Origin of the sequence: Streptomyces sp. 8N114 (assembly GCF_052245835.1) — a bacterium.
Taxonomy (GTDB): domain Bacteria; phylum Actinomycetota; class Actinomycetes; order Streptomycetales; family Streptomycetaceae; genus Streptomyces.
Map to the genome: position 1 here is coordinate 67,828 of NZ_JBQQBT010000026.1, position 21,242 is coordinate 89,069.

The 21,242-nt window shown below is 69.2% G+C and carries 21 protein-coding genes and 1 pseudogene; 5 read left to right on the forward strand and 17 right to left on the reverse strand.

Annotation, left to right across the window (positions count from 1 at the left end; translation table 11 throughout):
• Position 1: 1 nt before the first annotated feature.
• The 8 genes from ACTWQF_RS31835 to ACTWQF_RS31870 form a co-directional block, all read right to left on the reverse strand.
• Positions 2-640: a SigE family RNA polymerase sigma factor gene (locus ACTWQF_RS31835; protein WP_443283202.1), complete on the reverse strand. Its 639-nt coding sequence runs from the start codon at positions 638-640 to the stop codon at positions 2-4.
• A 147-nt stretch (positions 641-787) separates the two neighbouring features.
• Positions 788-1,888, reverse strand: coding sequence for a glycoside hydrolase domain-containing protein (locus ACTWQF_RS31840; protein ID WP_443283203.1), 1,101 nt, complete (start codon positions 1,886-1,888; stop codon positions 788-790).
• 81 nt (positions 1,889-1,969) lie between these two features.
• Positions 1,970-3,130 (reverse strand): lipid-transfer protein, encoded by a 1,161-nt coding sequence (locus ACTWQF_RS31845; RefSeq protein ID WP_443283204.1) that lies wholly within the window; start codon positions 3,128-3,130, stop codon positions 1,970-1,972.
• Positions 3,127-3,585, reverse strand: a complete 459-nt coding sequence (locus ACTWQF_RS31850; RefSeq protein WP_443283224.1) for a MaoC family dehydratase — start codon at positions 3,583-3,585, stop codon at positions 3,127-3,129. Before ACTWQF_RS31850 ends, ACTWQF_RS31845 begins: the two co-directional genes overlap by 4 nt.
• Before the next feature lie 59 nt (positions 3,586-3,644).
• The gene (locus ACTWQF_RS31855) at positions 3,645-4,775 is read right to left on the reverse strand and encodes an acyl-CoA dehydrogenase family protein (RefSeq protein WP_443283205.1); all 1,131 of its coding nucleotides are present in this window, start codon (positions 4,773-4,775) and stop codon (positions 3,645-3,647) included.
• Positions 4,775-5,710 carry a Zn-ribbon domain-containing OB-fold protein gene (locus tag ACTWQF_RS31860; protein ID WP_443283206.1) on the reverse strand — a complete coding sequence of 312 codons (936 nt, stop codon included), beginning with the start codon at positions 5,708-5,710 and terminating at the stop codon, positions 4,775-4,777. The genes ACTWQF_RS31855 and ACTWQF_RS31860 overlap by 1 nt, the downstream gene beginning before the upstream one ends.
• Positions 5,707-6,837 carry an acyl-CoA dehydrogenase family protein gene (locus ACTWQF_RS31865; RefSeq protein WP_443283225.1) on the reverse strand — a complete coding sequence of 377 codons (1,131 nt, stop codon included), beginning with the start codon at positions 6,835-6,837 and terminating at the stop codon, positions 5,707-5,709. The genes ACTWQF_RS31860 and ACTWQF_RS31865 overlap by 4 nt, the downstream gene beginning before the upstream one ends.
• Positions 6,838-6,987: 150 nt before the next feature.
• Complete coding sequence (locus ACTWQF_RS31870) at positions 6,988-7,269, reverse strand: hypothetical protein (RefSeq protein ID WP_443283207.1); 282 nt, start codon at positions 7,267-7,269, stop codon at positions 6,988-6,990.
• 319 nt (positions 7,270-7,588) lie between these two features.
• On the opposite strand from ACTWQF_RS31870, the pseudogene ACTWQF_RS31875 reads away from it, so the two are divergent.
• Positions 7,589-8,054 (forward strand): annotated as a pseudogene (locus tag ACTWQF_RS31875) (bifunctional DNA primase/polymerase); the annotation flags it as partial.
• Between the two features lie 8 nt (positions 8,055-8,062).
• Here ACTWQF_RS31875 and ACTWQF_RS31880 read toward each other — a convergent pair.
• The 9 genes from ACTWQF_RS31880 to ACTWQF_RS31920 all read right to left on the reverse strand — a co-directional run bounded on the left by ACTWQF_RS31880 (position 8,063) and on the right by ACTWQF_RS31920 (position 15,433).
• Entirely contained in the window at positions 8,063-8,743 is a 681-nt protein-coding gene (locus ACTWQF_RS31880) for a TIGR03086 family metal-binding protein (protein WP_443283208.1), read from the reverse strand.
• Positions 8,744-8,880: 137 nt separating this feature from the next.
• Positions 8,881-11,235: an ATP-binding cassette domain-containing protein gene (locus tag ACTWQF_RS31885; RefSeq protein ID WP_443283209.1), complete on the reverse strand. Its 2,355-nt coding sequence runs from the start codon at positions 11,233-11,235 to the stop codon at positions 8,881-8,883.
• Between the two features lie 402 nt (positions 11,236-11,637).
• Positions 11,638-12,876, reverse strand: coding sequence for an ATP-grasp peptide maturase system methyltransferase (gene tgmC / locus ACTWQF_RS31890; protein WP_443283210.1), 1,239 nt, complete (start codon positions 12,874-12,876; stop codon positions 11,638-11,640).
• Positions 12,873-13,835, reverse strand: coding sequence for an ATP-grasp ribosomal peptide maturase (gene tgmB, locus ACTWQF_RS31895; protein WP_443283211.1), 963 nt, complete (start codon positions 13,833-13,835; stop codon positions 12,873-12,875). The genes tgmC and tgmB overlap by 4 nt, the downstream gene beginning before the upstream one ends.
• A complete protein-coding gene (gene tgmA, locus ACTWQF_RS31900; protein ID WP_443283212.1) occupies positions 13,835-14,080 on the reverse strand; it encodes a putative ATP-grasp-modified RiPP in 246 nt (81 codons plus the stop codon). The genes tgmB and tgmA overlap by 1 nt, the downstream gene beginning before the upstream one ends.
• A 317-nt stretch (positions 14,081-14,397) precedes the next feature.
• Complete coding sequence (locus ACTWQF_RS31905; RefSeq protein WP_443283213.1) at positions 14,398-14,622, reverse strand: hypothetical protein; 225 nt, start codon at positions 14,620-14,622, stop codon at positions 14,398-14,400.
• Entirely contained in the window at positions 14,615-14,797 is a 183-nt protein-coding gene (locus tag ACTWQF_RS31910; protein ID WP_443283214.1) for a hypothetical protein, read from the reverse strand. The genes ACTWQF_RS31905 and ACTWQF_RS31910 overlap by 8 nt, the downstream gene beginning before the upstream one ends.
• A gap of 175 nt (positions 14,798-14,972) precedes the next feature.
• Positions 14,973-15,236, reverse strand: a complete 264-nt coding sequence (locus ACTWQF_RS31915; RefSeq protein WP_443283215.1) for a hypothetical protein — start codon at positions 15,234-15,236, stop codon at positions 14,973-14,975.
• The gene (locus tag ACTWQF_RS31920) at positions 15,233-15,433 is read right to left on the reverse strand and encodes a hypothetical protein (protein WP_443283216.1); all 201 of its coding nucleotides are present in this window, start codon (positions 15,431-15,433) and stop codon (positions 15,233-15,235) included. Before ACTWQF_RS31920 ends, ACTWQF_RS31915 begins: the two co-directional genes overlap by 4 nt.
• 440 nt (positions 15,434-15,873) lie before the next feature.
• Between ACTWQF_RS31920 and ACTWQF_RS31925 the strand changes: the two genes are divergently transcribed.
• From ACTWQF_RS31925 to ACTWQF_RS31940, 4 genes are all read left to right on the forward strand, one after another.
• Positions 15,874-16,704 (forward strand): Scr1 family TA system antitoxin-like transcriptional regulator, encoded by an 831-nt coding sequence (locus ACTWQF_RS31925; RefSeq protein WP_443283217.1) that lies wholly within the window; start codon positions 15,874-15,876, stop codon positions 16,702-16,704.
• The gene (locus tag ACTWQF_RS31930; RefSeq protein ID WP_443283218.1) at positions 16,701-16,910 is read left to right on the forward strand and encodes a DUF397 domain-containing protein; all 210 of its coding nucleotides are present in this window, start codon (positions 16,701-16,703) and stop codon (positions 16,908-16,910) included. Before ACTWQF_RS31925 ends, ACTWQF_RS31930 begins: the two co-directional genes overlap by 4 nt.
• Positions 16,911-18,171: 1,261 nt before the next feature.
• Positions 18,172-19,056 (forward strand): tyrosine-type recombinase/integrase, encoded by an 885-nt coding sequence (locus ACTWQF_RS31935; protein ID WP_443283219.1) that lies wholly within the window; start codon positions 18,172-18,174, stop codon positions 19,054-19,056.
• A gap of 745 nt (positions 19,057-19,801) precedes the next feature.
• Positions 19,802-21,242, forward strand: a 1,441-nt coding sequence (locus tag ACTWQF_RS31940; RefSeq protein ID WP_443283220.1) for an ice-binding family protein, incomplete at its 3' end; no start/stop codon positions are given.

A 21,242-nucleotide genomic window follows, 5' to 3' on the forward strand; every position in this document is an offset into this window, starting at 1 on the left:
CTCAGGCCGCGACCGGCTCCTGGTCGGCTGCGCCGTGCCCCTCCGTCTGGGAGTCCGCACGGACGTCCGCCGCCAGCTGCGGGTCTTCGCGCAGCTTGGCCAGGGCGCGCGAGACGGCGCTCTTGACCGTGCCGACGGAGACGCCGAGCACCTCGGCCGTCTGTATCTCGCTCAGGTCCTCGTAGTAGCGCAGCACCACCATGGCGCGCTGCCGGGCGGGCAGCTTGAGCACGGCACGCCACATGGCGTCCCGTACGGCCTGCTGCTCGGCGGGGTCCGGCGCGGGCAGCGGGTCGGGCTCCGGCAGCTCGTCGCAGGAGAACTCGTCCACCTTGCGCCGGCGCCACTGCGAGGTGCGGGTGTTGACCAGCGCCCGGCGGACGTAGCCGTCCAGAGCGCGATGGTCCTCTATGCGCTCCCAGGCCAGATAGGTCTTGGTCAGCGCCGTCTGGAGCAGGTCCTCGGCGTCGCTGGGGTTGGCGGTCAGGGAGCGGGCGGTGCGCAGCAGCACCGGGCCCCGTGCTTGGACGTAGGAGGTGAACGTCAGTGGCTGTCCCCCGGAGCCTGGCTGCATCGCAAGGGACCGCGCGCGCTTCGCATTGGTGGTCCGGGGAGTCCGAACTGTCCCAGGCGTGGTCATGGCACCCACGCTATGAGCCGCCCGGCTTCCCCGGATCGCCCCAAGGTCCCGATGCCGCGTCCGCCTCAGGGTGTAGTGGTGGTGTTTCCTACACCTCCTGAAGGTGGAGAGCATCCACCACGCGGATCAGGGCTGACCCTGGGGACCTCATCCGAAGACCGCCACCGGAGCGTCCACCAGGTTCTGGTCGATGTGCACCGTGTGACCGCCGTAGGTCCGCTTGACGTTGCCCGTGTGCTGGTGGATGCGGCGGTGCGGCTGCCACGCCCGGGGGTGCAGATTCCGTTCGCCGTTCACCGACGGGCGCGTGTGCCAGCGGGCGAACCATACGGCGGTGGGCAGCCCCCGCGCCCCCGCCGCACGGGCCCTCTCCAGGTGCGCGATGCCGTAGTTCGCGCTGCTGTAGTAGCCGGCGACGTACCCCCGGGCGCGCACCGCGCTGTTCCAGCCCTGGATGAAGCGCAGCGTGGTGTCGGCACAGCCCTTCCGCTTGTACCGGTACGCCTCCATGTCGAGGTAGACGGCGCTGCGCTTTGCCATGCCCAGCTGCTGCGCCCGGCGCACCGCGTCCAGTCCCTCGCGCTTGCCCTGCCCGTAGGGGTGCTTGCCGGACATCCGGAACTTGCGCTTGTTCTTGGCGATGACGCAGGGCGACTGGGAGCCGACGTAGACCGGCAGCAGCTTCCAGCCCTGCCAGGCGACGCTGCGCACCCAGCCGGGGCTCAGGTGCTTCTGCTTCGGGCACGCCCTGCCGCGTCCGCCGATGTAGACCCCGGCGGCGCCGAACGGCGAGGCCCGATGCCATGCCCGCATGGTGGCAGCGGAGGGGGCCTGGCAGGTGTCGAAGGCTTTGCCCTTGAAGATCTGCGCCCCGAAGTGGCGAGGGTCGCCCCGCACGAGCGAGGGCTGCCCGGCCGGCACCCCCGCGGCGCCGGGCGCGCCCGGGTCGGCGGGCGCATCGGGAGCCGCCGGGTCGATCATCCCCCGCGGATCGGTGGGCCCGCCGGGGGTGCCGTGCCCGGCGGTTGCGCCCGGCTCGGCGGGGGAGAGGGCCGTGGTGCCGGGCAAGGGAGCGGCATCAGGCGCCGGAACGGTGCCTGATTGGGGCGCGGTTGCGGGGTGGCTGGTGGCGGGGGCCGGGGGTTTGGGTTCCGCACCGGAGGCGGGGACAGCACCTCCGGTGAGCACGGTGGCGAGTGCGGCCGACAGCAGGGCCGTCCATCGCATCATCTGATTTTTGGTCGCCATGGGCCGAGTGAACGAGCCGCCACCCGCTGTGCCGGTCCGCCACGCCCATCGCGCTTCAGGATTCAGCCATCTGCTCGACGGTCACCGGGTGAGCAGCAGCCCGGACGTCGGAACGCCGGTGCCTGCTGTGACGAGCACTCGCGCACAGTCGTCAACCTGATTGACGGCAGTGCCGCGGAGCTGGCGTACCGCCTCCGCGATGCCGTTCATGCCGTGCAGATACGCCTCCCCAAGCTGCCCTCCGTGTGTGTTGAGCGGCAGCGTCTCCGCGGCGACGAAATCCGCGCCCCCACCGCGCGCACAGAAACCGAACTCCTCCAGTTGCATGAGCACGAACGGGGTGAAGTGGTCGTACAGCACGGCCACGTCGATGTTCTCCGGTCGCAGCCCACTGGTGCGCCACAGCTGCTGCGCCACGACACCCATCTCCGGCAGTCCGGTCAGGTCGTCGCGGTAGAAGCTCGTCATCTGTTCCTGTGCGCGCCCGGCGCCCTGGGCCGCCGCCGTGATCAGCGCGGGCCGGTGCGGCAGGTCGCGGGCGCGCTCGGCCGAGGTGACGACCAGCGCCTGGCCGCCGTCCGTCTCCTGGCAGCAGTCCAGCAGCCGCAGCGGCTCCGCGATCCAGCGCGAGGCGGCATGCTCGGCCAGGGTGAGGGGTCTGCCGTAGAAGTAGGCGGCCGGGTTGGTCGCCGCGTATTTCCTGTCCACCACCGCGACCTGTCCGAAGACCTCCGGACGCAGCCCATAGGTGTGCAGATAGCGCTGCGCCGCCATGGCGACCCAGGAGGCGGGGGTCAGCAGTCCGAAGGGCAGCGACCAGCCGAGCGCCGCTCCCTCGGCCGAGGGCTCGCGCTGCTGCACACCCGAACCGAAGCGCCGCCCGGAGCGCTCGTTGAACGCCCGGTAGCACACGACCGTCTCCGCGAGGCCGCAGGCGACCGCCAGTGCCGCCTGCTGCACGGTGGCACAGGCCGCACCACCGCCGTAGTGCACCCGCGAGAAGAACGACAGTTCCCCGATCCCGGCCGCCTGCGCGACGGTGATCTCGGGGCTGGTGTCCATGGTGAAGGTGACCATGCCGTCCACGTCGTCCGGCGAGAGCCCCGCATCGTCCAGGGCCGCGCGTACGGCCTCGACGGCGAGCTTCAGTTCACTGCGCCCCGAGTCCTTGGAGAACTCCGTCGCACCGATGCCGACGACGGCCGCCCGGCCACCGAGGGAGTCGGCCTTCCGCAGGCTCATGCCGGAGCCCCTTCCGGGCCGGCGGGCGACTCCCGGAGGGTGACGGTGACTGTGCCGGTGACGTGGCTGCCGAGCCGGTTGGTGCCCCGTACGGCGATCTCGACAGTGGCGCCCTCGCCCTCGGGCGCATCGGCGGCGGGCGGCGTGACCGCGGTGACGTGTCCGGACAGTGCCATGGTGTCGCCCGGATAGTTGGGCGCGCCCAGCCGGATGGCGACCTTGCGCAGGACGGCATGCGGGCCCGCCCACCCGACGACGTAACGGCCCACCAGGCCGTTGGTCGTCAGGATGTTCATGAAGATGTCGGGGGAGCCCTTTTCGCGTGCCGCCTCGGCGTCGTGGTGGACGTCCTGGAAGTCCCGCGAGGCCAGGGCGCCGGAGACGATGAGGGTGCGGGTGATCGGCACCTGCAGCGTCGGCAGCTCGTCCCCCTCGCCGGGCTGCGGCGGCGGCACGGTGGGGGTGCTGGTGCTGGTGCTGGTGCCGGTGCGGGTGTGGGACCGGGCGTGCGGGGTCACAGCTCCTGCCTCCATTCGGTGTCGTGTTCCGGGTCGGACAGCGCCTCGCCCAGTTCGGCCAGCAGTGCGCCGGGGGAGCCGAGGCAGGCGTCGAGCTGCCGCCCCCACAGGAAGTGCCGGTGCACCGGATGGTGGAGATCGGCTCCGATGCCGCCGTGCAGATGCTGTCCCGCGTGTACGACCCTGCGGCCCGCCTCGGCGGCCCACCAGGCGGCAGTCAGTGCGTGTGTGTGCGCGGGCAGCCCTTGGTCGAGCCGCCATGCCGCCTCGTAACAGGTGACACGGATGGCCTCGGTGTCCATATAGGCGTCGGCGGCGCGCAGTTGCACCGCCTGGTTGGTCGCCAAGGGACGGCCGAACTGCTCGCGCTGCGAGGTGTGTTCGACCGCGCGGGCCAGCGACCCCGCGCACACGCCCGCCTGGAGCGCGGCGAAAGCCGTACGGGCGCGGGCGAGCGTCACCCCGTACGCCGCCGTCCCGCGCGCCAGCGGTTCGCCGCACACGTCCGCCAGTTCCAGCCGTCCGGCGCCCCAAGGAGCGGTCGTCTCCACCGGCGTGACGGTGATGCCCTGTTGCGCCCTCTGCTCCGGCCTGCGTGCCGCCTCAGCGAGCTCCACGAGGTACAGCTCGACCGTGCCGTCGTCCGGCGGTACGGCCGAACGCCGGGCGGGCACCAGCACATACGTCGCCTCCCGCAGCCATGGCACCATCGGCACCGTCCCCCACAGCCGCCCGTCGTCCCGTACGGCCACTCCCGCGCCGGTTCCCGCAGGCGGCAGCGGGAAGGCGCCGGTCGCCACCGCCGTACCGTCCCGCAGCCCGGGCAGCAGCCGTGCGCGCTGCGCCTCCGTGCCGTGGGAGGCGACCGGCAGCAGCCCGTACACACAGGTCGCCGCCAGTGGCACCTGTGCCGTCCGGCGGCCCTGCTCCTCCAGGAGGAGCGCCAGCCCGAGCAGTCCGGTCTCCTCCACGGCCGCGACGAGGCCCGCGCCGGACAGCGCCTTCCACAGCTCCGCGTCGGTTCCCGTGCCGAGTGCGGAGAGCCGTTCGTGGGTGGCGAGATCGGCGAAGATCTCGGCCGCAAGACCGCGGGCCGCGCGTTGCTCCTCGGTGGGGGTGAAGTCCATCAGGCGGCTCCCCGGAAGACGGGCAGTTCCAGATCGTCGTCCACCCGCAGGAACTCCAGCTCGACCGGCATCCCGATCCGCACCTCGTCGTGGCGGACACCGATGAGGTTGCTGACGATCCGTACCCCCTCCGCCAGCTCGACCAGCGCCACCGCGTACGGCGGATCGAAGGCCGGGAAGGGGGGATGGTGCATGACGACGTACGAGTAGACGGTGCCGCGCCCGCACGCCGCGACGGCCCGCCACCCGGCACAGCCGCAGGCGTTGCAGCCGGGCAGCCACGGGAACCGCGGGGTGGCGCACTCCGTGCAGCTCTGGAAGAGCAGCTGGTGCCGGGCGACGCCTTCCCAGAAGCCCGCGTTGTCCCGGTTGACGACGGGGCGGGGCCGCCGTGGCTTGTCGGCAGCGGGGCCGGGCACGGTGGAAGTGCGCTTTTCCGGGCGGTATTTGAGGATCCGGAAGCGGTGTGTTCCGACGAGCGCGGTACCGACCCGCACATCCATCCGGGTCGTCACGAAGTACCCGGTGCCCAGCTTTGTCGTCTTGCGGGGGGAGACCGACTCGATCACCGCATCGAAGGTGATCTCGTCCCCGGGGTACAGCGACCGCACGTACTCCTGCTCGCAGTCGGTCGCGACGACCGAGGTGCAGCCCGCACCGTCCAGCGCCCCCAGCAGCTCGCCGTACGGCCCCGAACGTCCGCCCCCAGGGCCCGCGAGCCCGGCCATCGTCCAGACCTGGAGCATCGTCGCGGGCGCCGAGCCGTCGGGCGGTACGGGGTGGCCCAGCGCCTCGCACCAGTGCCGGATCATCGGCTCGTTGACGGCGTCCCGGCCGCGCGCCGAGTGCGCTGCCGGACGGCCCGCGTACGCACGCAGCCGCTCGTACAGCGCGTCGCCCTCACCCACCCCGCGCGTCTCCCCCGCACCGCTCACCGCCGCCCCCTCCGCATGCCGAGCCGCATCGTCGCGACGATCTCCCGTTGGATCTCGCTCACTCCGCCCCCGAAAGTGTTGATCTGGGCGGCCCTGTTCATCCGCTCGACCTCGCCGTCCGCGAAAGCGCCCGGCGATCCGGCCCGTACCGTCCCGGCGTCCCCCAGCACCTCCTGGCACAGCGCGTAGACCGCGACGGTGCTCTCCGTGCTCGCGAACTTGACGCCGCTCGCGTCGCCCGGCGCGAGCGTGCCCGCGCCGACGTCCCCGACCAGCCGCCGGCTGAGCAGCCGGGTGGCGGCCAGTCGGGCGTGCGCCTCGGCGAGCCGTGCCCGCACCCATGGTTCGCGTACGAGACCGGTCTCGCGAGCGTGTGTCAGCACCGCGTGGTAGTGGTCCTCGGCCTGCATACCGAGCGCCGCCAGGGCGACCCGTTCGTGGTTGAGCTGGTTGGTGATCAGCTGCCAGCCGGCGTTCTCCTCCCCCACCAGGTTCCCGGCCGGGACGTGGACGCCGTCGTAGTACGTCGCGGTGGTGGTCAGCCCGCCGACGGTCTCGATCGGCGTCCAGGAGAAGCCGGGCGCATCGGTGGGCACCAGGAGGACCGAGATGCCCCGGTGTTTGGGTGCTTCGGGGTCGGTGCGGCAGGCGAGCCAGATCCAGTCGGCCTGCTGCGCGTTGCTGGTGAAGCTCTTCGCGCCGTCGATCCGCCAGCCGCCGTCCGGCTCGCGTACCGCGCGGGTGCGCAGCGCGGCGAGGTCCGTACCGGCCTCGGGTTCGGTGTAGCCGATGGCGAAGACGAGCTCCCCGCGCAGGATGCGGGGCAGGAAGTACGCCTTCTGCGCGTCCGTCCCGTACCTCATCAGGGTCGGCCCGACGGTGTTGAGCGTGACCATCGAGATCGGGGCGCCCGCGCGGTACGCCTCGTCGAAGAAGACGAACTGCTCGTCCGGGCCGCGCCCTTGGCCGCCGTACTCGACCGGCCAGCCGAGCCCCAGCAGTCCGTCGGTACCGATACGGCGCAGCAGTGCGCCGGAGTCGGCGTCGGGCTGGGACATCAACTCACGGAAGTACGCACGCAGGTCGGCACGGAGGCGGCGCTGTCGCTCGGTGGGTGCGAAACGCATCATCTGACTGTCCGTCAGCTATGGAGGGGTGTCAACAGCACGGAGACGCCCGAAGACGACCGCGCGCCCGCGATACGGAATCGCGGGCGCGCGGCCTCAGCCCCATCCCCATGAGCGCCCGGCGTCCCGGACCGGGCACCCGTCAGTCCGTCACCACAGGTTGCCGAAGACGACGGTGCCGGTCTCGTTGTGCGTCTCGTTCTCCTGGTTCACGACAGCACCGTTGCCGTTGACGGTGGCGTTGTTGGCATTGTTGGTGTTGTTCCCGTCGCCTACTGCGCCCTGCACCTGGGTGTTGGCGCTCGCGTTGGAGTTGGATCCGTCGTCCGCGAGGGAGCCGTTGTCCGCCTGGGCCACGCCGGACATGACGGCGAGGGCGAACGGTAGGGCGCCGGCAGCCGCGATGACGCGGGCGGAACGGATGCGTGCCATGTTCATTCCTCCAGGAACGGTAAGTGCGCCCCAAGGGACGCTGCACCGGAATTGCGCTCTCGCCGAGGACAGTTGGCCCGCTGTCTTCGGCCTCGCTTGCGACGTCGCGGGTCCAGAGTTGCCCACGGCGCCGGGGACGGATTCGCCCGGACAGTCTCTTTCCCCCGCACGAATGACGACGTGTCGATAAACCCCCCGTACGCTCCCAACACCGCTCATTCCACCCGCTGTGACCCGCTTCGGGCTGCGGCGGCGGCACGTGGGAGTACAGGGGGAGCACGTAAGGACACGTCAAGGGACGTGGTGGAGGGGCTGATGCGGGCGGCCGACCCCCGGCATCGATGTCCGGGGCACGGGCGGCTACCTGGGGGCCCGGCTCCGTCACCGTACGCGGCACCTACCGGCTCGCCCCCGGATCGGGGACCCGGCCGTCCGCCCGCGTACCACCGGCGCTGCTGGCCCTGCTGCTGCCGCCACCCATCACGCGCGACGGCGCTGCGGCGGGAGCGGAGGCGCGGAGTGCGGCGGGCAGGAGGGGCGCGGCAGCCGGGCGGGCCGCGGCGGACGCCGGCGGCGCGCTGGTGCGCTTCGTACGGGGCGCGCCGGTGGGTCAGCGCAACGCACGGCTGTTCTGGGCCGCCTGCCGGGCCTATGAGGGCGGCCGGGGCGACAGCCTGGCGGAGCCACTGGTCAGGGCCGCCCTCGCGCTCGGCCTGCCGGAACGCGAGGCCCGCTCGACCGTCGCCTCCGCGGCCCGGCGCGCGGGCCGGTACGCGGCGGGGTGAGAGGGCCGTCAGCTGCCGGGGGCGTGCCACGCCGGGTCGCGGCCGGCGAGGCCCACGACCTTGTCGAGCAGCGGAGCGTCCTCGGGGACGTGCACGACCGGGCCGAAGATCCCCACTTCCCCGTCCTCGCTCACGGCACCCGCCAGAAAACCGTGGACGGCCCGCAGGCCCGGCTCGTCGACCTGGTACTCCTGACCGGTGGCGCGGGCTAGGTCCCAGCCGTGCACGACGAGCTCGTCCAGCGTGACCAGGCCACCTTCCGTGCCCGTCAGCATGAAACCGCCCGCCTGGGTACTGCCCGTCCAGGCGTCCGGCGCCGACCAGGCGACCGCCAGATCCGCCAGATCGTGCGGCAGCCGCTCGCGCCAGTCGTCCGGCAGGGGCTCTTCCCGCGGATGCTCGGCCGGGCCTGTTGCCGTGACCTCGCCCAGCTCCTTGCGCGCGGTGTACTGGAGGCCCACGGCGAGCTCGCCGATGTGCCGCAACAAGTCGCGTACGGCGAACTCCGTGCACGGGGTCGGGTCGTCGAGCTGGGCATCGTCCACCCGGGTCACGAGCGCCGCCGTACGACGTGCCGCGGGGCGCAGATCGACGGGTGCTCCGCCGCCCCCGCCCGGTCCGGGACCGAGCCCTGCCTCCGGCACCGCTCCCGGCCCTGGTCCCGCCGCACCGTTCGCACCGTCCGCCATGTCGCTCGCCTCCCGTTCCGCAGACACTTCGCCGCCGCACGTACGAGCAGCCTGTAAGGGCCGTGCACAACAGCCTCCGTGGATACGGACCATCCGGCACGGCGAAACTCATCGCCCTGCGGTCCGGTACCCGGCCGTCACCCGGGAAGGGCTCGCCGCAGGTACTCCGCCGTATGGGTGGCGGCGGCGTGCGCCAGCTCTTCGGGCGTCCCGGAGAAGAGGACCCGCCCGCCGTTCGCGCCCGCTTCCGGACCGATGTCGATCACATGGTCGGCATGCTTGACCATGTCCAGATCGTGTTCGACCACGACCACCGTGTTGCCCGCGTCCACCAGCCGGTCGAGCAGCGCCAGCAGGGCCGCCACATCGGCCATGTGCAGCCCGGTGGTGGGCTCGTCGAAGACATAGATGCTGCCGGTCTCGTGCAGCCGGTGGGCGAGCTTGATCCGCTGACGTTCACCACCGGACAAATGGGAAAGCGGCCGTCCGAGCGTCAGATAGCCCAGCCCGACCTCGTGCAGCGGGCTCATCCTGCGCCGAACCGTACGGTCCGCCTGGTCGCCCTGCGCCGCGAAGTGTTCCAGCGCCTCGTCGACGGTCATCGCCAGCAGGTCGGCGACGTTTTTGCCCGCCATACGGTACGAGAGAACGTCGTCCCGGAACCGCCGCCCCTCGCACACCTCGCACACGGTGGTCACCGGATCCATGAACGCCATATCCATGGTGACCGTGCCGCGCCCCTGGCAGCCGGGGCAGGCGCCGGTGGAGTTGAAGCTGAACAGCCCGGGCTCGACACCGTGCTCCCGCGCGAACATCCGGCGTATCGGGTCCCAGATGTCGGTGTAGGTCGCGGGGGTCGAGCGCGGAGAGATGCCGACCGCGGACTGATCGAGAATGATCGCTTCGGGATAGGTGCTGGCGAAAACTCCCACCAGGGTGCTCTTGCCGGACCCGGCGACCCCCGTCACCGCGGTCAGCACCCCGGCCGGAAAGTCCACGCTCACCTCGTGCAGGTTGTGCACCGAGGCGTTCCGTACGGGCAGCGTCCCCGTGGCCGTCCTCCGCCGCGCCGACGGCTTGAGGCCCTTCCGCTTCCGGAAGTGCTCGCCCGTGACCGTTCCGCTCCGTTCCAGCTGAGCCACGCTGCCCTCGAACACGATCGTTCCGCCCTGTGTGCCGGCGCCCGGCCCCATGTCGACCACATGGTCGGCCAGCGCGATCACATCCCGGTCGTGCTCGACGATCACCACGGTGTTCCCTTTGTCGCGCAGCGCCCGCAGCAGCCCACCGAGCCGGTCCACATCACGGGCGTGCAGCCCCACGCTGGGCTCGTCGAAGAGGTACGTCATACCGGTGAGGCTGCTGCCCAGGTGCCGCACTGTCTTCAGCCGCTGGCCCTCGCCGCCCGACAGCGTTTTCGTAGGTCTGTCCAGCGTCAGATAGCCCAGCCCCACCGCGTCGATCCGGCCCAGCGCGGCCAGCGCGGCCGACACTGCGGGCCCGCCCACGGGATCGCGCGCCACCTTCGCGTCCGCCAGCCACTCCACCAGCTCGCGGACCTCCATCGCACACAGGTCCGCCAGCGACCGCCCCTCGATACGCGAGGCCAGGGCACGCGCATTCAGTCGCGCGCCCTGACAGTCCGGGCAGACGCCCTCGCTGACCACCCGCTCGGCGTGCTTGCGATCCCGCTCGCTCAGCGATTCGAGCCCCGGTTCGATGAAGCGCCGGGTGAAGCGCGGCACCAGTCCCTCGTAGTCGTTCACCGCGATGGACGGAGGGCCCTGGTCACCCTGCGGCCGGTGCGGCCGCTGAGTCCGGAACCCGCCGCCGTGCAGCAGCAGTTCGCGCTCTTCCGGTGAGTAGTCGCGCAGCGGCTTGTCCGGGTCGAACAGCAGCTCGGCGTCCTCCCACGCGGGGGAGGCAGCGCCGTCGTACCTCGTGACCTCCGCGTAGCGCTTCCAGTAGTTCGTCCCCACCGCGAAGGCCGGGTGCCGGATCGCGCCCTCGTTCAGCGACTTCGACTGATCCAGCAGCTTGTCCGGATCAAGCCGCACCCTCCGCCCGAGCCCCTGGCACCCCGGGCACATGCCCTGCGGATCGTTGAACGAGTACAGATGCGAGAGTCCCGCACTGGGCTCGCCGCAGCGCGAGAAAAGCACCCGCAGCACCGGGTTGACCTCGGTCATCGTCCCCACGGTCGACCGGGCCCCGCCGCCGACCGGCTTCTGGTCCACGATGATCGCGGGCGTCAGGTTCTCCACGAACTCGAACCTCGGCCGCTCATGTCGCGGCAGCCGGTTGCGGACGAACCACGGAAAGACCTCATTCAGCTGCCGCTGGGACTCCACTGCCAGGGTGCCGAACACCAGCGACGACTTCCCCGACCCGGACACCCCCGTCACCACGGTCACCCGCCCCAACGGCACCCGCAGTGTCACCCCCCGCAAGTTGTTCTCGCGCCCCCCACGCACCACGAGCTCCCCGCGCAACCCGATCTCCCTCCGCTCCGCATCTCACCTCATGCCGAGCCCTCAACCCTCACCCCGAAACCAGACACCCTCTGTCCCCTTTCCCAGCACTCGGCCCCCCGGCACAGCGAAGGGGCACCACCCACAGGTGGTGCCCCTTCACGTCTTCAGCTCTGCAGCGGTGCCACCGCCGATGCTGAGGCGGTGGGATTTGAACCCACGGAGATGTTGCCACCTCTACGGTTTTCAAGGGGGCTGTGACCAATACGGCGGTTGCAGCCCTCATCTGCGCAAACGTCCTCTCTGACTGCCCGTTAGCGGCTTCGTGGTCCACCAGGGGTCCGCAGCCTCGTCAGAACGCCCCGGGGCGCGTTCCCTCATGGCCCCCAGGGCGGGAATGATCTACACCCGCCAGCCTGGACATCAAGCAGTCAAGGGTGGATGTGAGTGTTTCCAGCGAAGGGCCGATTCCTTCCCTCCGAGCCAGTACGACCGTTGGTCGTTGGTGATCTGCTTGCCGCCGATCCAGTAGGCGTGCGCGTCCCGCGTAACCGCCATGCGGACAGAAGTGATGTCGGGCTTTCCTGCCTTCTCCCAGGCGGTTACCGCCTCTTCGATGGCGTCCCAGATGGCGACCGGGCCGCCCTGGCGGACGTTCCACTGGTCCCCGTCGGCAGTGAGGGCCGCGAACGCCTCCCGGCCGGTGTCGAACAGATACACCGTCTCCCGGCTGTCGCTGATCGCACGGACTAGCTGGGCGCCGGGGGCGGCGAGCTGGGCCAGGAAGGCGGGCATCCAGTCGTTCAGCGTGTCCGGGGACAGGCTGGTCTTCCGCTCGGTGTCGGCGTACGCGGCACGGGCCGCAAGGTCCCCGGAGAGCGGGACGACCGCCTCCGCGCGGGCGGGCATGAAGGAGGTAAGGCCGATGATGCGTCCCTCCGCTGTCCCGTCGTCCTTCACGGTGAGCTTGGCCAGTCCGGTGCCGTAGGACCAAGAGCTGGGGCCGAGGGTGGCCAGGATGATGCCGCCGGGTTTGGTCTGCCTCACCCACGAATACGGGATGCGGCGGAGTGCGCACGTGGCAATGGTGCGGTCGTAGGGTGCCCGGCGGGGGTGGCCCAGGAGTCCGTCCCCGGTGACGGTCCAGGTGGAGTATCCGGTGGCTTCCAGGGCATCGTCCGCCCGCCGGGCCACCTCGGGGTCCACTTCCACACTGGTGACGTTGTCCTCCCCCAGGCGGTGGCACAGCAGGGCTGTGGAGTAGCCGGTCCCGGTGCCGATTTCCAACACGGTCATGCCATCTTCCACGTCCAGGGCTTCGTTCATCCCGACCACGGTTGCGGGCATCGTGGAGGAGGAGGTGGGAAAGCCGGTCATCGGGCCGTCTGCGGTGTCGGCGGTTACGTGGTCGTCCAGCTGGGTCACCCACGTTTCATTCCGGTAGACGAGAGCCAGCCACTCCTCCTCGTTGGTGTCCGGGCTGATGGGTGTGTATCGGAGGTGGCCGTCAGGACCGGGAGCGTCTTTGAAGAAGAACCGGAGGAATTGTTCCCGGGGCACCTCTTCGACCGCCTTTCGCCACGCGGCGGTCTTCAGGACGCCTCCCTGTTCCAGGATGTCCGCGAGGCCGTGGCGGAGGGTGGTGGAGTCGGGACGGGTCACGTTGTGGCTCCTTGCTCCAAGAGATCAGCGAACGCGGCGGCGATGGGTAGTCCGGTCTCGTCTTCGAGCCAACCCCATTGGCCGTTCGGGTTCAGCTCCAGCCAGTGGAGGTCATCGTCACGGGTGATGCACAGGTCGTAGCTGCCGGAGGCCAGGCCGAAGTGGTCAAGGTGCGCAGTCAGGGCCTTTTCCACTGCGGCGGGGAGGGCCATGGGGGTGTAGGTCAAGGCGCTGTAGTCCGCGCGCCAGTCCAACAGGTCGGAGTCGATACGGACGGCGAACACCCTCTGGCCGACCACGACCACCCGCACGTCCGCGACCTTGGGGACCTGGGCCTGGAAGAGGTGGGGTACCACGGTCACGCTCTCGTCCACGTCATCGGCGGAAACCGGTTCGGTCCACGTGGTCATCCCCACGCCGTCGCTCCGGCGGTAGGGGGTCCAGCGAAGGGTCTTGAAGATCACCGGGGCGTGTTCGGTGATAAAGGACCGGATGGTTTCCAGGTCGTTGGAGATCAGAGTGGGCGGGACCGTGAGGCCCAGGCGTTGGGCCACGGCCAGTTGAAGAGGCTTGTGTTCGGCGGCACGGTTACTCAGGGGGTGGTTGACGTAGCGGCAGTTCGGCAGCGCGTACAGCGTCCCGCCGAGACCGTGGCGGACGTGGGCCTCCGCGTACCGAGCGTCCTGGGCGTCCAGGTGCTCAAAGTGGGGCCAGGTGGGACGGCGCCAGTACATGGCCCGCACCCCCTCCAGGTTGGCGGTTCTGGAGGGGGTACGGAGAATGCCGGCCGGAGTGACCGAACCGGCGCCGAACCGGGCAGAGAGCGTAAGACGGTCGCCTATCTCGGAGGGGTCGAACCGCACGACGGGGACACCACGCTTGTTGAGTTCAGTAATCACCATGTCGGCTGTCACGTCGTCCACTTCGGTGACGACCGCGACCGGTTCAGCGCCGCTCATCAGTCCTGCTCGTCGTCCTGGTCGTGGTCGGTGTCGTTGCGGCTGTCCTGGTTGGTGGACTGCGGGCTGGTCTCGGTTCCCTTGGCGGTGCCGTGCTTGCCCATCTCCACGACGCCGCCGCGCTCGTCGCGGAAGACGGTGACCTGGGTTGCGGGGTCCAGTTCGGCAGTGGCGTACCCGGGCTGGTAGGTGCTCGGGTAGGGGCGCATGCGAGTGATGCCCCAGGGGGTGAGGGGACGATCCATGGTGGTAGCCGACATGAAGTGCCCTTCTCTTCGCGGCGCGGCGGGGTCGCCGCGCTCCAGGTGTCCATCCTTCGCGGTGGTCCTACCCGCCTCCGCCGGATCTCCGATGGGAGTGGGAGAACCTCTCGGTGTCGTCGGCGGAGGCGGGGCGTTGATGGCCCGTCCCTGCCGGTGAGAGCGCACACCTTGGTATCCGGCAGGGACAGGGGTCTAGTGGCCGAATCGGACGGCTTGGCCGATCACGAACTCGCACGATCCGCTGACGGCCACGATGAACAGGGAGCCGGCGTACGCGGCCACACCGTGGTAGAGGCGCTTCACTGGGCACCGCCTCCGCCGGTCAATTGCTCGCCGTACAGCGGAGGCAGCTCGCCCACATGCTTGCGGTCTCCCGCGCTGTAGCGGACCTTCAAGCCGAACAGTCCGCCGCCCCACAACTCGTAGCCGTACCGATTGCAGAGCGCCACCAGCTCCTCCTTGAACTGGTCTGCATGAGGCCGGTGTTCCGGGTCGGGGGTTGCGTATCGCTCCCACTCAGCCATGGTTAGCTCCGTCTCCGGTGGGCGGCTGAACGGGCGGAGAGAGACGGGCGCGCATCCGGTCCAGGAGGTCCGCGCGGCGGGCGTTCTGCTGCTTCACTGCCTGGTCGTCCTTGTCCACGGTGCTTCCGCCCTTCGTCTTGCCGGACGGTCGGCGGAGGTGCTGGGGCCTGCTCACGAGGATTTCCCTCCAGGTCTGGAACGTCATGGTCGAGGGCCTTCCGCCGGGGCAGGAGGGGCGCCGTGGTCGGGGTGTCGGCGGAGCAACACTCGGCAGTCCACGGCCCGGGACGCGTCCCCGGACTCTTCGGCTTGGGCCAGCCTCTTCTTCAGTTCCTGGCACGTCGGGCACTTCACGTCAGCCCCCGGCGTTGGGCGCGGTGCAGACGGGCCAGGGCGCGGAGCTGGTGCGCGTCCCGTGAGGTGCCGGGACGGAGGCGCCGGTATTGGGCTTCCCAGGCCAAGCCGCTGGGACGTTCCACGGTGACCAACTGGCCGACCACCTGCCGGGCGACGGCCACCATTTCCTTGTCCCGGTCGAAAACCACAGTCCCGGGGCGGATTTGGGCCGGGGAACGGAAGTACGCGAGGGCAGGTCTCTCGGGTGCGGTCGTCACTGGTCCGACTTCCGCTGGTGGGGGTGTCCGGCGATCACGGCGTTGCAGCTCCGGACGGTGAGCGTGTGCCCGTTTGCTCGGGCGTCTTCCCTGTCTTTGGCGAGTAGTTCGCACACGTCGCACTCGGGTACGGGGACAGGCTCCAGCTTCGGGGTGCACTCGGCGGGAACCACGGGGGCCTCTTCACGAATGCTCACGGGACACCCTCCTCAGCCCGGCCTCCACACTCCGCAGGAGGGCCCCGTCCGATACGCAGTGCGGGTCACTCCCGCCGGGCACGTCCACGTGGAAGGGCACCCAGGCATCAGGGCGGAGGCGTTTCCACTCCCACGCCAGGACTCGTTCGTCCTGAGGCGTCAACTGCGTTGACAGGCGGGGTTTTTGGGCACGGGTACCCATAGGAATCTCCTCTGCCGGACTGGTTGAGCTACGTTCCCCCCAGGAGCGCGCCGAGCGGCCACCACCGCGGGCTCACGCTGTGCGGTGGACTGGTCACAAGAGTGGGCCACGACTCGGTACGCTGGCGAGCGTTCCAACTTCCAACCTGGGATTTGGCACTGGCGGCATATGCACAAGCCACTGACCGCCGAAAACAGCAACCCGCAAGGCGCGACCAGAACTGTGGTCAGGGGGAGATATGAGCGCAGAGGCCCCGGAAGATGCGCAGGACCCGCGCCGCCGGTTCGCGGAAGAGTGTCGAAGCGAACGGGAGTTGTACCCGGGCAGGCCGCTGACACAGACCGACTTGGCCAAGATGACCCGCACGTCGAAGAGCACGATTTCGCGCGTGGAGAGGTGTGAAGGACCTATCCCGGCGGCTCTTCCTCCACTCTTGGACCAGGTGTTCAACACGGATGGGAAGTTCAAGCGCCTCTACGAAGAGGCAATCGCTTCCTCGTTCCCATCCCTGTATCGACGACGGATGGCGTTGGAGCGCTCCGCCGTGGTCATCCGGGAGTGGTCCCCTACCATCGTCCCTGGTCTCTTCCAGACGGCTGACTACGCGCGCTACCTCGTCAAGGGTGGCTCCCCTCTCGCGGGTAAGGATGAGGTGGCGGGATTCGTAGATAACCGGGTCACACGGCAAGCGATCTTCGATGGCGAGACGCCACCCGATGTGCGCTTGGTGCTGTGCGAATCAGTCCTGCGTCGTCGTTTCTGCCCGTCGGACATCATGCGCAGCCAACTGCAAGCCCTGTTGGACGCAGGGGAGCGTCCCACGGCCCGGGTTCAGATCCTCCCGCTTGACGCTCCGGCGCATCTGTTCATTGACTGGCCGGTCACGCTGCTCACCTCACCGAGCCAAGCCGTCTCGGTCTGTGTGGAGAACTACCGAACAGCGGGCATCGTTGAGGATTCCGCTTACGTACAGACGGCGTTGCGGACCTACGATGCACTCACCAGCGACGCACTGTCGCCCAGGGAGAGTGCGCGCCTGATCGTAAAGCAGATGGAGACTCTGTCATGATGATCGGACCAGCCCAGTGGGTTAAGTCGAGCTACAGCAGCCCCGAGGGCGGCAACTGCCTGGAGTGGTCCCCCAGCGTGGCCCAGACGACGGGTGTCGTCCCTGTGCGGGACAGCAAGGACCCAGCGGGCCCTGTCCTGTCGTTCCCGCCTGACTCGTTCGCTCAGTTCGTCGCGGGCGTCAAAGCCGGGGAGTTCCTTGTCTGACCACGGAGCGCTTCTGTCGGCCTAGCTGTGCGTGGGCAGCAGTACGGCCCTCCTCGTCGCGTGGCGAAGGGGGCCGTTTGCCTGCTGCTGGCTGGCCGTACACCTTCAGCTCGCCCGGATGTCCTTTGATGCGGCTTGCGACGGTCACCACCGACAGCACGCCACCGCGAAAGGGATAGACGCCCGAGCACGTGCACGTGTGCCCCCTCAACCACCCACCTTCATCAGCCACGCTTCGATGTTTTGATCTTTGACCCGCAGACGCCTCCGCTCTGCCTCACCCGGCCACCTGGAGCTGGCGGGACCGGCCCGCAGACCGCAACGAGATCTGGGCGCCGCGCCACGGGCCTTGTCGGTAGGCGGTGCCAGTCGTCCAGGGCTGTGGCATGCGGGAGACGCGAGGCCGGGCTGTGCTCCGGCGCTCCTGGCCCTCGGGCGGCTACTCGTCGGCGGGGGCGCAGGGGGCGTATCAGAGTTGCCACGGGACAGGCGTTGTCGCTGTCGTCTTCTTGCGGCGCGAGCGGCGGGGCCGTCGCGAAGTGGGGCGGCAGACAGGAACGAAGCGGCGGCACGGCCGCCGCGCCGCGAGGGCCGCGCCAGCGGCCCACCTTTAAGCAGTAGGGAAACTTTTAACAGCCCCCGTGTGCCTTCGTGCTGCCGGGGCTGCGCGCGTTGCCAGCAAGCAGTCCATGCGTGTGGGCGGGCCCTGCATCCTCCAATCGCGTGATCACGTGCCCAGCTGGTGGCAATGTCCGGCACCGAGAGCTCTATAGACGGGTGATGAGGCCGGTTCAAAGTTCCGTTGTCCGCTTGGCGTGCTGGGCTGCGATCGAAGAGACCGAGAAAATCTCGGCCGCGCTGTCACAAATCGCGCTTTCAAGCCCCGTTCTTGGGTCGCCGCTGGCGAGTAGGGGCACAACCGCACTCCAAGAGCTACACCCTCAAGGCGCAGGCGGACGGGCGGCGGGCGGAACTACTCACGGCCCTCCGGAACCGCGAGCAGTTCGACACTGTGACGGGACTGCCCAGCTCGGAGCTGCATGAACAGCAGTCCCCAACCTGGTACGCGCACGCATGCGCCTATGCGCTCATGAAATGGCCCGACGCGTCAGCCAAGCACCGCGCGAGCATCGCGGACGCCCTTGCGACGGTCACTCCCGCGCTGGTGTCCGACTCACGCGGCGCCCCCGCGCCCCGCGTGTTGCGACGGGCGCTGTACTCGTGGGCATTCAGCTTCCGGACCGCCAAGGATGGCGCGCTCGTGCCCCGCACACAGCACGAAGAGCCTCCTTCGGAGATCACAGCGGCCCTCGACCGGATCGCCCGGAAGTCCATCAAGGTCAACGAGCTGGACACGCCCACAGTGCTTCGCCGCGCACTCGACGCCCTCAAGCTGAAGCTCGACGGCAAACCGGCTGCTGCGAACACGGTGCATCGCAAGTTCCCAGTCTTCACGAACTGCCTCCGGTACGCGGTGGAGCGCGAACACCTCCCAGCGCTCCCGCTCCACAAGGTGGACTGGAAGGCGCCCGAGACGGACGACGAAGTGGACTTCCGCTTCGTTCCTGGCCCGGCTCTGGCTCGGAGGCTGATTGCTGCGGCCGGCGGTCAGGGAAGGCGCGGCCAGCACCTCCACGCCTTCTTCGGCTGCCTGTACTACACGGCCATGCGACCGGCCGAGGTCACCGACCTGCGCCTGTCGAGCTGCACCCTGCCCCAGTCGGGCTGGGGCGAACTGGTGCTGTCGGGAACCTCGCCGCAGACGGGGTCAGCCTGGACGGACTCCGGCGAGTCCCACGACTCTCGGGGCCTCAAGAAGCGCGCACGCAGGGTCACCCGCTCCGTGCCGATCCCGCCCGTCCTGGTGCGGATGCTCCGCGACCACATCGCCATGTACGGCGTCGCCGAGGACGGCCGCCTCTTCCGCGCCAGTCGCGGGGGACGCGTGACGAACAAGGAGTACGGCGAGATCTGGCAAAAGGCTCGCTGTGCGGTGCTCTCCGCCTCGGAAGCGGCCTCCCCGCTCTCAGAGGTCCCCTACTCGCTCCGCCACGCGGGCGTCTCGCTCTGGCTCACCTCTGGCATGTCTCCTACCGAAGTGGCACGCCGCGCGGGCCACAGCACCGCTGTGCTGTACCGGTTCTAGGCCAAGCTCATCTACGGCAGCCAGAAACAGTCGAACGCGAAGATCGAGCGGGCACTGGAGGCTGCGGAGAAGGAGGGCCAGGGCCTGTCCGATGGGTCGTGTGACCGGGCGCCTGCGGATCGATCGAATTGGCGTGGCTGGCCGGGCTCGCACGGTCGAATGGTGGCAGAGGCGCCGGAATCGAGCCCGGATTCGCCTGTGGCCGCACCAAATGCAATTGAAGCTCAAATTATATTACCTTCGATATCGCGTAATGGTGCCTTTCCGTCGACTATCTGCATCGGAGGCAAACTGCTCTGACCTGTCGCGCAAGGCAGCATGTGGCGGCGGCCGACGGCGGGACGCCACGCCCGGATTCATTCTCTTTGGACTGTTCGGGAAGCTCGCCTGGCGATGGAGGTCGGCACGATTAAAAGCTTCTTCATCCTGTTTGACATGCAGTTTCTTGCTTACGGCGTCAGCTCGCCTTAGGCGAGATGGTCGTGTCGAACGGATTGCATGCGCACATACCGCGGTTCAAATGCGTATGGTGTGCCAGTGCTCCGCCCCGACGTTGCAGTCAGTTTTCAGGGGGCGCGCAACGGCGCGAGTCGCCTCGCTCAGACCTGACCCGTCAAGCGAATGCCGTTCGCTGCCCCTGGTCTCGCCCCAACCATGCCGCTGGCATGTGATGCAGCGATTCTCTGATGAAGCGCGAAGGGTCGTGAAATTGTCCGCAGAGTTTCGTACACGGGTAGGAATCTTCATGAGATCCAGCCTCAGTGGTGCGCTCAACCGACGCGCCATCCCCGCCTGGCTCGCGACGATCGCGGTGATCACCGCAATCATGGTCGCAGTAACCGCTTCGCGAGCGCAGGCCGTCGCGACAGCTGTCCCTCTCGGTACGGCACAGAGCTACGCCGTTCTCGGAGGCCAGTCCGTCACCAACACTGGGCCGACCGTGGTCAACGGCGACCTCGGGGTGCACCCCGGGACCGCTGTCAGCGGGTTCCCGCCCGGAACAGTCAACGGTGCCACTCACGTGGCAGATGCCGCAGCCCTACAGGCCCAGAGCGACCTGACCACCGCGTACAACAACGCTGCGGGTCAGGCTCAGGATGCCAGCATCTCCGGTGATCTGGGTGGACAGACCCTTCTTCCGGGGGTCTACAACGCGTCGAGTTCCATCGGTCTCACGGGCACGCTGACGCTGGACGCTCAGGGCGACCCCAACGCGGTCTTCGTCTTCCAGATCGGATCAACGCTCACGACGGCGTCTGCCAGCCGTGTGCTCCTCGTGAACGGCGCTTCGCCGTGCAACGTCTTCTGGCAGGTGGGCAGCTCCGCCACGCTCGGAACCAACTCAACCTTTGTGGGCAGCATCCTGGCCCTGACCTCGATCAGCGCGAACACCGGGGCGACCATCCAAGGCCGGGCGTTGGCGCGCAACGGGTCCGTCACGCTGGACAACAACGTGATCACCCGGCCTTCGTGCAACGGCGGCACCACGACCGGCACGACCACGGGCACCACGACCGGGACCACCACGGGCACCACGACCGGTACGACCACGGGCACCACGAACGGAGGGGCCACTACAGGCACCACGACCGGGACCACCACGGGCAACACGAACGGGGGGGCCACCACAGGCACCACGACGGGCGTTCTGGGCGGCGTTCTGGGCGGCACAGGCGTCCTCACAGGCGGCACCGGCGGCTTGGTCACGGGCGGCGGCGGATCGATCGCAGGCAACACTGTGGGTGGCGACACCCAAGGCAACGTCCAGGGGAACACTGCCGGTACCACGTCAGGAAATGACGGCAACACGGCAGGAAACGACGGCAACACCTCCGGCAATACCTCTGGGAACACCCGGGGCAACACCGCCGGAATCACCCAGGGCAACACCGCCGGGAACACCCAGGGCAACACCGCCGGGAACACCGCGGGTGACGGAAAGGGTGGGCACCACAAGCCGTGCAAGGGCCACGGCCACGGCAAGTGCGAGCACCACAAGCCGTGCAAGGGCCACGGCCACGGCAAGTGCGAGCACCACAAGCCCTGCAAGGGCCACAGCCACGGCAAGTGCGAGCACCACAAGCCCTGCAAGGGCCACAGCCACGGCAAGTGCGAGCACCACAAGCCCTGCAAGGGCCACAGCCACGGCAAGTGCGAGCACCACAAGCCTTCTGCAAGGGCCACAG